Source organism: Paraburkholderia sp. BR10923, assembly GCF_040948765.1.
In the GTDB taxonomy this organism is placed as follows: Bacteria; Pseudomonadota; Gammaproteobacteria; order Burkholderiales; family Burkholderiaceae; genus Paraburkholderia; species Paraburkholderia youngii.
In genome coordinates this window covers 407,076-420,309 of sequence record NZ_JBFPKO010000002.1, presented here as the reverse complement: position 1 = coordinate 420,309, position 13,234 = coordinate 407,076, and the positions used below count along the sequence as shown (strand labels likewise).

General features: G+C 63.1%; 7 protein-coding genes. 6 read left to right on the top strand and 1 reads right to left on the bottom strand.

Going from position 1 to position 13,234, the window contains the following annotated elements; genetic code table 11:
* Nucleotides 1–154 precede the first annotated feature (154 nt).
* The 6 genes from AB3X94_RS05335 to acnA all read left to right on the top strand — a co-directional run bounded on the left by AB3X94_RS05335 (nt 155) and on the right by acnA (nt 8,433).
* Nucleotides 155–1,138 carry a malate dehydrogenase gene (locus tag AB3X94_RS05335; protein ID WP_018438465.1) on the top strand — a complete coding sequence of 328 codons (984 nt, stop codon included), beginning with the start codon at nt 155–157 and terminating at the stop codon, nt 1,136–1,138.
* A gap of 196 nt (nt 1,139–1,334) precedes the next feature.
* Nucleotides 1,335–2,351, top strand: coding sequence for a CoA ester lyase (locus AB3X94_RS05330; RefSeq protein ID WP_368610952.1), 1,017 nt, complete (start codon nt 1,335–1,337; stop codon nt 2,349–2,351).
* A gap of 57 nt (nt 2,352–2,408) precedes the next feature.
* On the top strand, nt 2,409–3,596 hold the full coding sequence (gene prpC / locus AB3X94_RS05325; RefSeq protein WP_368610951.1) for a 2-methylcitrate synthase: 1,188 nt from the start codon (nt 2,409–2,411) through the stop codon (nt 3,594–3,596).
* 100 nt (nt 3,597–3,696) lie between these two features.
* Nucleotides 3,697–4,200 carry a hypothetical protein gene (locus AB3X94_RS05320; protein ID WP_176107162.1) on the top strand — a complete coding sequence of 168 codons (504 nt, stop codon included), beginning with the start codon at nt 3,697–3,699 and terminating at the stop codon, nt 4,198–4,200.
* A 24-nt stretch (nt 4,201–4,224) separates the two neighbouring features.
* Nucleotides 4,225–5,676 carry a bifunctional 2-methylcitrate dehydratase/aconitate hydratase gene (locus tag AB3X94_RS05315; protein WP_176107161.1) on the top strand — a complete coding sequence of 484 codons (1,452 nt, stop codon included), beginning with the start codon at nt 4,225–4,227 and terminating at the stop codon, nt 5,674–5,676.
* Nucleotides 5,677–5,718: 42 nt separating this feature from the next.
* Nucleotides 5,719–8,433: an aconitate hydratase AcnA gene (gene acnA / locus AB3X94_RS05310; RefSeq protein WP_368610950.1), complete on the top strand. Its 2,715-nt coding sequence runs from the start codon at nt 5,719–5,721 to the stop codon at nt 8,431–8,433.
* Between the two features lie 828 nt (nt 8,434–9,261).
* Here acnA and AB3X94_RS05305 read toward each other — a convergent pair.
* Nucleotides 9,262–13,044 (bottom strand): DUF748 domain-containing protein, encoded by a 3,783-nt coding sequence (locus AB3X94_RS05305; RefSeq protein ID WP_368610949.1) that lies wholly within the window; start codon nt 13,042–13,044, stop codon nt 9,262–9,264.
* Between the last annotated feature and the right edge of the window lie 190 nt (nt 13,045–13,234).

The window sequence follows — 13,234 nt, the reverse complement described above, 5'->3', positions numbered from 1 at the left end:
ACGGCGGTCTTGCCGCAACGCGCCGCCCGGTCTCGGCACATTCCGAGCCCGCACGCGAACAGTGAATTCCGCCGTGTTTCATAACGCTTCGCTGAACGCGCATATAGAATGGCGTTTTCCCTAGCGTCTAACGCATCGTCCTGGAGATTTCTCAATGGCTAAGCCCGCAAAGCGCGTTGCCGTCACCGGCGCCGCAGGTCAAATCGCTTACTCCCTGCTGTTCCGCATCGCCAATGGCGACCTGCTCGGCAAGGACCAGCCGGTGATCCTGCAACTGCTCGATCTGCCGCAAGCGCAAGCCGCCGTCAAAGGCGTCGTGATGGAACTGGATGATTGCGCATTCCCGCTGCTGTCGGGCGTCGTGATCACGGACGACCCGAAGGTCGCGTTCAAGGACGCCGACATCGCCTTGCTCGTCGGCGCGCGTCCGCGTTCGAAGGGCATGGAGCGCAAGGATCTGCTGTCGGCCAACGCCGAAATCTTCACGGTTCAGGGCAAGGCGCTTAACGAAGTCGCCAGCCGCGACGTGAAGGTTCTGGTGGTCGGCAACCCGGCCAACACGAACGCGTACATCGCAATGAAGTCGGCGCCGGATCTGCCGAAGAAGAACTTCACCGCGATGCTGCGTCTGGACCACAACCGCGCGCTGTCGCAACTGGCCGCCAAGTCGGGCAAGCCGGTCGCGTCGATCGAAAAGCTCGCGGTGTGGGGCAACCACTCGCCGACCATGTACCCGGACTTCCGCGTCGCAACGGCTGAAGGTCAGGACCTGACCAAGCTGATCAACGACGAAGAATGGAACCGCAACACGTTCATCCCGACCGTCGGCAAGCGCGGCGCGGCGATCATCGAAGCGCGCGGCCTGTCGTCGGCGGCATCGGCGGCCAACGCTGCGATCGACCACGTGCGTGACTGGGTGCTCGGCACCAACGGCAAGTGGGTCACGATGGGCATCCCGTCGGACGGCTCGTACGGCATCCCTGAAGACATCATCTACGGCGTGCCCGTGACCTGCGAAAACGGCGAGTACAAGCGCGTCGAAGGTCTGGCAATCGACGCGTTCTCGCGCGAAAAGATGGACGGCACGCTGCAGGAACTGCTGGAAGAGCGCGACGGCGTTCAGCACCTGCTCGGCTAAGCATCTGATCTGATGCCGATGAACCGGAACTCCGAAGCGTCAGCGCGGCGGGTTCCGGTTTTTTTCGTGCGCATGGCGCTGCGATCGTCGCCATTCGCCTCTGATTCGAACGTGCTTTGCCGTCGCCCGACTGCGCTTGCGCAGAGCACACCCGAATCCGACATTCCTCATCCTCACCACACCCCACACGCCGAAGATGCGCGTTCTCACACCTGCCGAAGTGCTGTTTGAGGGCGAAGCGCCGCCCGCTGTGCTGCCTGCCTGCGACCACTACGCGGGAAGCGAAAAGCTGATGCTGAAGTCGCTCGCGTTACAGCAGCAACTCGGCCCGGTGTTCGATATCACGCTCGATTGCGAAGACGGCGCGCAGGTCGGCCGCGAGGCCGAGCACGCGGAACTGGTCGCATCGCTGCTGGGCAGCGAGCACGACCGCTTCGGCCGCGTCGGCGTACGCATCCATGACTTCGCTCACGCGCACTGGCGCGACGACGTGCGGCTGATTCTGCGCGCCGCAAAGCGGGCACCCGCCTACATCACGCTGCCGAAAGTCCGCAACGTCCACGATGCCGCCGAAATGATCGCGTTCATCGAGGCGACGCGGCGCGAACTCGGCATCGCGCAACCGGTGCCGGTGCAGTTGCTGGTCGAAACTCACGGCGCGCTCACGCGCGTGTTCGAACTGGCCGCGCTGCCAGGCGTCGAGGCGCTGAGCTTCGGCCTGATGGACTTCGTCTCCGCGCACGACGGCGCGATCCCCGATACCGCGATGCGCTCGCCGGGCCAATTCGATCATCCGCTCGTGCGGCGCGCGAAGCTCGAAATTTCGGCGGCCTGCCATGCGTACGGCAAGGTGCCGTCGCACAACGTCAGCACCGAAGTGCGCGACATGAGCGTGGTCGCGAACGACGCGCAGCGCGCCCGCAATGAATTCGGCTACACGCGCATGTGGAGCATTCATCCGGCGCAGATCGAGGCGATCGTCGCCGCGTTCGCGCCGCGCGACGAAGAAATCGCGACGGCCACCGAAATCCTGTTGGCCGCGCAGTCCGCGCATTGGGGCCCGACGCGTCACGGTGATACGCTGCACGACCGTGCGAGCTACCGCTATTACTGGTCGGTGCTGCGCCGCGCGCAGAGCACCGGCCGCGCTGTTCCGCAAGAAGCGGCGCCGCTCTTTGCGCAAGTTGGCGCTAACGGACAGTCAGTGGCATAAGCGACGCGTTTTTCAAACGGCGACGGCGATGAGCCGGCACACAGGAGAAGGCGGAACATGAGCGAGACGACGCAAGCCGCTGACGCAACAGGCGGCAACGAACCGCAAAGCGGCTTCAAACCGAAGAAATCCGTCGCGCTGTCGGGCGTGACCGCAGGCAACACCGCGCTGTGCACGGTCGGCAAGACCGGCAACGATCTGCACTATCGCGGCTACGACATTCTCGACATCGCCGAGGCTTGCGAATTCGAAGAGATCGCTTACCTGCTGGTCCACGGCAAGCTGCCCACGCAGGCCGAACTGACCGCCTACAAAACCAAGCTGAAGTCGATGCGCGGCCTGCCCGCCAACGTGAAGGCCGCGCTCGAATGGATTCCGGCCGCCGCGCATCCGATGGACGTGATGCGCACCGGCGTGTCGGTGCTCGGCACGGTGCTGCCCGAAAAGGACGATCACAACCTGCCCGGCGCGCGCGACATCGCCGACAAGCTGATGGCCTCGCTCGGCTCGATGCTGCTGTACTGGTATCACTACTCGCACAACGGCAAGCGCATCGAGGTCGAAACCGACGACGATTCGATCGGCGGCCATTTCCTGCATCTGCTGCATGGCGTCGAGCCGTCGAAGGCGTGGGTCGAGGCGATGCACGTGTCGCTGAACCTGTACGCGGAGCACGAGTTCAATGCGTCGACGTTCACGGGCCGCGTGATCGCGGGCACGGGCTCGGACATGTATTCGGCGATCACCGGCGCGATCGGCGCGCTGCGCGGCCCGAAGCACGGCGGCGCCAACGAAGCCGCGTTCGACATCCAGTCGCGCTACCAGACACCCGACGAAGCCGAAGCCGACATCCGCCGCCGCGTCGAGAACAAGGAAGTCGTGATCGGCTTCGGCCATCCGGTGTACACGATCTCGGACCCGCGCAACAAGGTCATCAAGGAAGTCGCGAAGAAGCTGTCGAAGGAAGCGGGCAACATGAAGCTGTTCTCGATCGCCGAGCGCCTCGAATCGGTGATGTGGGAAGCGAAGAAGATGTTCCCGAACCTCGACTGGTTCAGCGCGGTGTCTTATCACATGATGGGCGTGCCGACCGCGATGTTCACGCCGCTGTTCGTGATCTCGCGTACGGCCGGCTGGAGCGCGCACATCATCGAACAGCGCGTCGACAACAAGATCATCCGGCCGAGCGCGAACTACACCGGACCCGAGAATTTAAAGTACGTGCCGCTAAATAGGAGAAAATAGCGGTCGCTGTGCGCTCCACAGCGCGTGCAGTTCAACCCGCGCGGCCGCCGGACCGGTCGTCCGCGCACTGTTTAACTGATTTGATAGAAAGGTTTTCTCCATGAAAAAGCTGATGATCGCCGCCATGATTGGCGCCCTGTCTACGACGATGCTGACCGTCGCGACTGACGCCGCTGCTGCGGACACGGCCACCACCACCACGAAGAAGGCCGTCGCCAAGCGCCCGGAGCCGCGCCGCCTGGTCAAGCGCAAGGCCAATCCGGTGAAGGAAGCGAAGGTCGATCCGATTCCGGAAGGCGCGGAAAAGTGGTCGTGCAAGGACGGTCTGGCTTTCGAAATGAAAGGCGACATGAAGCGTGACCAGATCGTCACCGTTCACTGGGCGAACAAGAACTACAACCTGCCGCGCGAAGCGACCACCACGGGCGCTGACCGCTTCCACGACGCGGCATCCGGTATGGACCTCGTCGTGATCCCGACGAAGGCCATGCTGTTCCAGGACAAGGACAGCTCGCGTCTCGCCGACGAGTGCAAGACGGTCGCGATGGAACAGGGCGCGCCGGCTGCAACGCAATCGAACGCGATCAACAAGACCGGCAACTGATTTTCGCCGCCAGGGAAGCCCCCGATGTCCGCCCCGATCTCCAACGTACGACCCGCCCCGGACGCCGTCCTGGTCGATATCGTCGACTACGTGCTGAATTACCGGATCGACAGGGCGCTCGCGCTGGAAACCGCGCGTCATTGCCTGATCGACACGCTCGGTTGCGGACTCGAGGCGCTTACCTACCCGGCCTGCACCAAGCTGATGGGACCAATCGTGGCAGGCACGATCGTCCCCAACGGCGCGAAGGTGCCGGGCACGTCGTTCCAGCTGGACCCCGTTCAGGCCGCCTTCAACATCGGCGCGATGATCCGCTGGCTCGACTTCAACGACACCTGGCTCGCGGCCGAATGGGGTCATCCGTCCGATAACCTCGGCGGCATTCTCGCGACGGCCGACTGGCTCTCGCGTACCGCCATCGCAGCCGGCAAAGCGCCGCTGACGATGAAAGACGTCTTGATCGCGATGATCAAGGCGCACGAAATTCAAGGCTGCATCGCGCTCGAGAACTCGTTCAACAAGGTCGGGCTCGATCATGTGCTGCTCGTCAAGCTCGCGTCGACCGCGGTGGTCGGCCAGCTGATCGGCCTCACGCGCGAAGAGCTGATCAACGCGGTATCGCAGGCGCTCGTCGATGGGCAGGCGCTGCGCACCTACCGCCATGCGCCGAACACCGGTTCGCGCAAATCGTGGGCCGCCGGCGACGCCACCGCGCGCGCCGTGCGCCTCGCGCTGATCTCGAAGACCGGCGAGATGGGCTATCCGTCGGTGCTCAGCGCGAAAACGTGGGGCTTCTACGACGTGCTGTTCAATGGCAACGCGTTCCGGTTCCAGCGTCCGTACGGCTCGTACGTGATGGAAAACGTGCTGTTCAAGATTTCGTTTCCGGCCGAGTTCCACGCGCAAACCGCCGCGGAAGCCGCGCTCGCGCTGCATGCGCAGCTCTCGCGCCAAGGCCGGCGCGTCGAAGACATTCGCCGCGTGACGATCCGCACGCACGAAGCCGCGATTCGCATCATCGATAAAAAAGGCCCGCTGAACAATCCGGCCGACCGTGATCATTGCATCCAGTACATGATCGCGGTGCCGCTAATTTTCGGCCGTCTGACGGCCGCCGATTACGAAGACTCAGTGGCGCAGGACTCGCGTATCGATGCGTTGCGCGCGAAAATGGAATGCGTAGAAGATCCACAGTTCACGAAGGATTATCACGATCCGGAGAAGCGTTCGATCGCCAATGCACTGACGATCGAATTCAACGACGGGTCGAAGTTCGGGGAAGTCGTAGTCGAATACCCGATCGGTCATAAGCGCCGCCGCGAGGACGGTATTCCGTTGCTGGTCGAGAAGTTCAAGAACAACCTCGCCCGGCGCTTTCCGGTCAAGCAACAACTGGCGATTCTCGACGTATCGCTCGACCAGGCCAAGCTCGAAGCGACGCCGGTCAATGAATACGTCGATCTTTACGTCATCTAGGCTGAGTACTGTAGTTCCGCGATCCAAACCAAGGAAAACACCATGGCCCACAACCTCCACAAAACGCTCAAGGAATTCGACAGCGGTTCCGGCAAAGGCAAGTTCTACTCCCTGCCGCAACTCGGCAAGGCTCTGAACCTCAAAATCGACCGTCTGCCGGTCTCGATCCGTATCGTGCTGGAATCGGTGCTGCGCAACTACGACGGCAAGAAAATCGCCGAAGAACACGTCACGCAACTCGCGAACTGGAAGCCGAACGCGGCGCGCGTCGATGAAATTCCGTTCGTCGTGTCGCGCGTCGTGTTGCAGGACTTCACCGGCGTGCCACTGCTCGCCGACATCGCCGCGATGCGCGGCGTAGCGAAGGCCGTCGGCAAGAATCCGAAGTCGATCGAGCCGCTGGTGCCGGTGGACCTCGTCGTCGACCACTCGGTGCAGGTCGACCACTTCCGCGAGAAGAACGCGCTCGACCTGAACATGAAGCTGGAATTCCAGCGCAACAACGAGCGCTATCAGTTCATGAAGTGGGGCATGCAGGCGTTCGACACGTTCAAGGTCGTGCCGCCGGGCGTCGGCATCGTTCACCAGGTGAACCTCGAATATCTCGCGCGCGGCGTGCACAAGAAGGCCGACGGCGCGGACACCGTGTACTACCCGGACTCGCTGGTCGGCACGGACAGCCACACGACGATGATCAACGGCATCGGCGTGGTGGGCTGGGGCGTGGGCGGTATCGAAGCCGAAGCAGGCATGCTCGGCCAGCCGGTGTACTTCCTGACGCCGGATGTCGTCGGTGTGCACCTGAAGGGCAAGCTGATCGAAGGCGTGACCGCGACCGACCTCGTGCTGACCATCACCGAACTGCTGCGCAAGGAAAAGGTCGTCGGCAAGTTCGTCGAGTTCTTCGGCGAAGGCACGCGCTCGCTGTCGGTGCCGGACCGCGCGACGATCGGCAACATGGCGCCGGAATACGGCGCGACGATGGGCTTCTTCCCGGTCGACGAAAAGACCATCGAGTTCTTCCACGGCACGGGCCGCACGGAAGCGGAAATCTCCGCGTTCGAGAACTACTTCAAGGCGCAGGAGCTGTTCGGCATTCCGGCCGATGGCGACATCGATTACACGAAGGTCGTCACGCTGGATCTCGCCACGGTCGCGCCGTCGTTGGCAGGCCCGAAGCGTCCGCAGGACCGCATCGAGATCGGCCACGTGAAGTCGACCTTCACCGAGCTGTTCTCGAAGCCGGTCTCTGAAAACGGTTTCGCGAAAAAGGCCGCCGATCTCGACGCGAAATACACGACGAGCAACGGCGTCGACGTGAAGAACGGCGACGTGCTGATCGCCGCGATCACGTCGTGCACGAACACGTCGAACCCGAGCGTGCTGCTCGCCGCCGGTCTGCTCGCGAAGAAAGCTGTCGAGGCTGGCCTGACGGTTGCTCCGCACATCAAGACGTCGCTGGCTCCGGGATCGCGCATCGTCACCGAGTACCTGACGAAGACCGACCTGCTGAAGTACCTCGACAAGCTCGGCTTTGCGCTGGCCGCATACGGCTGCACGACCTGTATCGGTAACGCGGGCGACCTGACGCCGGAACTGAACGAAGCGATCACGAAGAACGACATCGTCGCGGCAGCGGTGCTGTCGGGCAACCGTAACTTCGAAGCGCGTATCCACCCGAACATCCGCGCGAACTTCCTCGCGTCGCCGCCGCTCGTCGTCGCGTACGCGATCGCCGGCAACATCACGCGCGACCTGATGACCGAGCCGGTCGGCAAGGGCAAGGGCGGCAAGGACATCTACCTCGGCGACATCTGGCCGACCAGCGACGAAGTCAACGCGCTGCTGAAGTACGCGATGGATGCCGACGCGTTCCGCAAGAACTACTCGCAGCTCACGAAGAAGGGCGACCTGTGGAGCAAGATCGAGGGCGAAGAAGGTCAGGTTTACGACTGGCCGAAGTCGACCTACATCGCCGAGCCGCCGTTCTTCGGCAAGGACTTCTCGATGACGCCGGCCTCCAGCATCGCGCCGGTCAAGGGCGCGCGCGCTCTGGGCATCTTCGGTGACTCGGTCACGACCGACCACATCAGCCCGGCAGGCTCGATCAAGGAAGACTCGCCGGCAGGCCGCTGGCTGAAGGAAAACGGCGTGCAGAAGGCCGACTTCAACAGCTACGGCTCGCGTCGCGGCAACCACGACGTGATGATGCGTGGCACGTTCGCGAACGTCCGTATCAAGAACCTGATGATCCCGGCAAAGGCGGACGGCACGCGCGTCGAAGGCGGCCTGACGATTCACCAGCCGAGCGGCGAACAGCTGTCGATCTACGACGCGGCGATGAAGTACATCGACGCCGACACGCCGACCATCGTGTTCGCGGGCGAAGAGTACGGCACGGGTTCGTCGCGCGACTGGGCGGCCAAGGGCACGCAGCTGCTGGGCGTGAAGGCCGTGGTCGCACGCAGCTTCGAGCGGATCCACCGTTCGAACCTCGTCGGCATGGGCGTTCTGCCGCTGCAGTTCAAGGGCTCGGATAGCGTACAGTCGCTCGGTATCACCGGAGAAGAAACGTACGACATCGAAGGCCTCGGCGACGACTTCAAGCCGCAACAGGAAGTCACGCTCGTGATCCACGGCAAGGACGGCGACAAGCGCGTTCCGGTGCTGCTGCGTATCGACACGCCGATCGAAGTCGACTACTACAAGCACGGCGGGATTCTGCCGTTCGTGCTGCGCTCGCTGCTGGCTGCTTGAGCCTCGCGGCAACGCATGTAGCCTCGCTGTTTTGCAGGGGCTGCGTCCTGTGGAGGGCGCAGCCGACTTTGGAGCCCGACCTCAGGTCGGGCTTTTTTTAGTTCTTCTCGGCGTGCCACGCAGGATGCGAAGGGGACTCGAACCTGACGCGGAGTTCGGCATCACGACAACATGCCGCGCGACAACCTGCCCAATTTCTTGTTCGCGGGAAATACCTTACATTTCCCTTGAGGCGGCAAACAGTTGAAGTAGTTGGAGTAGCCGCCGAGGGCGTCTTCGATCATGAGAAGACGTGTGTGGGATGCGTCTCACCCCCGGGCGTCAGCGCCGCGCTCGTGCACAGCGCACATATGACGGCCGCACGCCGTCCCCTGGCTGCGGCGCCCCGTGAGACGTGTCCTCCTGATGCAACGCAGGCTGAATGCTCAACTTCACCTTGGAGGGAATGCCTTTGAATACTGACTCTGACCACTGCTATGTAAGCCGCTCGCGGGGCTTCGGTAAGAGCCAGCGAGCATCCCGCAGGACTAAACGGTCCTGATAGACACGTCTGAAGACGTGTGCTGCATGAAACGCGCCGGTACGCAATGTCCGGCGCGTTTGTTTTTCTGGTGCCCAAGTCGACGGGAACGCACCTAGCCCGCGAAGGACGTGCAGGGTTCGGTGGGAGTGACCAACCGACAGGGATCAGTCGGAATGGCCAATCGACATGGGTCTGCCTCCGCCTTGGGCGAAGGCGACTTCCCACCGCCATGTGTTCGCGCTTGTTCGATACGCCGCGGCAAAATCTGTCGGGTGACAAGCAACAGACCTGATCGCCCGCCACCATCACTTCAAGCCGAAATCGACTCGCGTCGTCGCACCCTTGTCCTTGATATCGTCGGCATTCATCTTCGGCGCGACGATAAACACGCGGCTGCTGTCGATCTTGCCCTCCAGGTACTGTTGCACGCTCTGTGCGCGCTGCTGCGCAAGCTGGCGCAGGCTTGCGTCGTCGATCGGCGCGTTGGCCGCGAGCGCGCTCTTCATGTCGTCGTCCGGCAGCGTTTTCGTCATGCCGATGAAGTTGCGCGGTTTCTTGAAGTCGGAGGACTTGTAGGCCTTGGTCAAATACTTTTCGTAGTCTTTCTGATCGACCGTGACCGTCGACGGATCGACGCTCTCGCCGTTACCCACCGCGTCCTTGATCTTCTGCCGCTTGACCATCTGATCCACGTACCGCGTGCGCAGCGCCGGCTCGTCGACCTTCGGATCGACGCGGCCGATCAGATCCATGCGGATTGACGGCTTGTCGGTAAGTGCCTTGACGATCGTGTCGAGTTTCTGCTTGTCGGCGTCGGTGAGCGTGGCCGAGCCGGCCTCGAATTCGACGTAGCCGAGGTCCTCGCCATTGCCGCCGAACGCATGCGCGATCAGCGAGAACGGCGCGGTCACCGCCTTCTCGAGCAGATTGAGCACCGCATGCCAGATTAGCCCGCCTATGCTGAACTCGGGGTTCGACAGCGAGCCCGACACCGGCAGGTTCACGTCGATCTCGCCACGCGAGTTCTTCAGCAGCGAGATTGCGAAACGCACCGGCAGCTTGGTCGCGGTGTCGTTGTCGATATGATCGCCGAACGTCAGCTGATCGATGAACAGGTGGTTGTTCGCGTTGAGCTGGTCGTTCGCAAGCTGATAGTGCAGATCGACGTTGAGCTTGCCCTTCGTGATTGGATAGCCCGCGTATTTCGCCGAATACGGCGTCAGGTTGGTCAGCTCGATGTCGTGCGCGGTCGCGGTCAGATCGAGCGCCGGTTTCGCGATCAGCGGATTGACGGTGCCGCGAATCGTCAGCGGACCGTTGGCCGCGAGTTTCGCGGCGACATCGACCGGTGCGGGCGTGGTCGTTTCCGTACCGAACGCGCCGATGGTGCCCTGAATGTCGACGAGGTTCGCCGTGTAGTTCGGCTTGACGAAGTTGTCGGTGTAGGTCACGCGGCCCTGTTGCAACACCAGTTGCCCGAAGTGCATCTTGAGCGGATTTTGTGGCGGCGTCGCGGCCGTGGCGGTGGCCGCAGGCGTGGTGGTTGCCTTGCCCGGCGCCGCAGCCGATGCTGCCGCGACCGCCGCCGGCGCCGACGCCGCGACCGCTTCGGACACCGCCTCGGGCGTCAGCGGAATCGGGTGCGAGCTGCTCTTGCTGCGCGTCAGCGACTGCGTCGTACCGCCCTCGTGCGCGACCACATCCTTCAAGTTCAGCTTGCCTTGCGCGTCGAGCAGCACGCGGCCATAGAACTTGGAGAACGTCACACGCCCCGCGTCGACCGCGGTCCCCCCGTGCTCGTCGTAATCGGCCTTCAGGTTCGTCAGCGCAAGCGAGCCCCAGCCCGCGAACGGGTCGGAGGTCGCCTTGTCGATCATGCGCACGGCGACGAGCGCCATGTCGCCGCGAAAGTTCGCCTTCAGCGACTTCGCCTGGCTGACCGAGAGATCGCCGTTCGCATTCAGCAGCGCGCTAGCGAGCGACGCGTTCAGCTTGCTGCCGAAGTACGGCTCGAACGCGGCCGCGTCGAGCTGATTCGCGTTGACCTTGACGGCCAGCTTGAGCGGCGTCGCCGTGACGTCGCCCTTTACGCCGAGCGTGCCCTTTCTGTTCAACGTCGCCTGCAGATCGACGGGCAGCGGTCGGCTCAGGTCGTCGCTGATCTGCTGCACCTTCAACTGCACCGGCGTGAAGCTCAGTTTGACCGGCTGTGCCGTCATGTTGTCGGTGAACTCGGCGGTCGCGTCTTTGAGCGTCAATTCGCCGATCTTGTAGCGCCATGCGGGGCCCTCGGCCTGCGCTTTTTTCGCCGCGTGAATCGCCGTGCGCTCCGTCGCCTGTTGATGCGACCCCGCGAGCGCGTTCAGATTGACGGTGCCGTCCTGCAGGCGCTGCGCGTCGACCGCGAGGCCGGTTGCGTCGACGCTCGTCACGTCGGCCGTGCGCGCCGCGACGTCGACCTGCTTGACCACCACGTTGCCCTGCGCGAGCGAGATCACCGGCGTCTTGTCGCCGCGCGCCGCGAGCTTCACCTTCTGCATGTCCAGCTTCGTGTCCGCAACCGTCAGCGCCATGGGCGACTTCGACCAGTTCGTGTCGATATTCGTCGTCGCGGACAACGCACCATCGAGCACCTGCGCGGACGTCGCGGTGTCGAGATACGGCTGCAGCGGCGGCAGCTTCAGCGACTTCAGATCGAGCTTCGCGCTCGCCGTCTTCGCTGCGAGGCCGACCGTGCCGTCGGCGGCGAGCGAACCGCCGCCGTCCTTCAGGTTCGTGTTCAGCGTGTAATGGGCGGGCGCCGACGCGAGCGTCGAGAAATCGGTCAGCGTGACCGCGAGATTTTGCAGACCGGCTTCGACCGGACGGGACGCGGCCTCGTCGTGTACGTTGACGGTGCCATCGTTGAGTGTGAAACGTTTGATCGCGACGTCGAACGGCGGGGCCGCTTTTTCGGCGGCGGCGGTTTTGGGCTTGGCATTCGTGTCCGCGGTTTCCTTTGCCGCCGGTTTTCCGGGCGCGGGCGCAAACATATGCTCGACGCTCAATACACCGTCCTTGTCGCGCGCGACGCTCGCGCTCGGCGCATCGATGCGGATATCGTCGAAGTGATAGACGCTCTTCAACGGCTCGAGCGATGCCGCCGCTACATGCACCGCGCGCGCGGCGAAAAACGGCGCCTTGCCCTGATCCTGGACGTCCACGTCGTTCAGGTCGACGGTGCCGGCCACGCGCAGCGACGGCGTGTCGTTCGCCATCACGAAGTTCAGCTTCAGGTCAGTGGACAGCTTGCCCGACTGCACGATCACCGGAAGCTTCGATGGCGCGTAGGACACCAGCTTCGGCACGTCGAGATCGTCGAAGCGCAGCGACACTTCCGACTCGCGCGACGCCGCGAACGGCTTGGTCCTGCCGTCGATCGCGAGCTGACTGTCGCCGTCGATGCGCGCACGCAGCAGCGGCTCGACGAAGATATCGGTCTTCGACGGCAGCGTCGCGATGAACGGGATGCCGAGCTTCCATTCATCGATCACGTGGCTCGTGCCGAGCACGCGGTCGTCGAACTTGACCTGGCCGTTTTCGACGCGAATGTTGGAGACGGAGAACTGCGTCGGTTTGCTGTTCGGTTTTGCCGGCTGGTTCGCGAACTTCTCGATCAGGTCGCTGAAATTGAAGTGCTGCGCATCGAGGCGAACGAGATGAAAGCGCGGCGAATCGACCTGCACTTCGTCGACGATCGGCGCGCCGCGAAACAGCGAACTCCACGACGGCTTCACGATGAGCCGCGAAATATCGACGAAGTCGCCCGCGCCGCCGCGCTCGCCGATATGCACGTTGTCGGCCTCGAAACGCAGCGTGTACGGATTGAGTGCAACGCGGCCGATCGACGCCGGCCGGTCGAGCTGCTTGCTCAGTTGCTGGCTCGCGATATGGCGAATCAGCGGCGGCGCCGCGAAAAAGCCGAGCAGGCCGATCACGACGACGAAGATCAACAGACCAACGAGAATTCGCCGCGTACGGTGCGACTGCGCGACTGCGCGCACAGTCTGAATGGAGGAGGCTAACGATGCTTTATTGAGGCTTGCCATGCTCGATGTGGAGGAATGCGGCGGCAAGCCCGCCGCGAAAAACACAAATCCCGCATGCGGCAGTATAAGTCTTGAATCAATGGTTAGACAGGAATGTCAGGCCCACCTTGACGATTCGTGCTGCTGACCGACCGGTTTTCTCGCGAAGAAAATTATCGCGCGCGTTAGATAACGACACCGGACGGCGCGC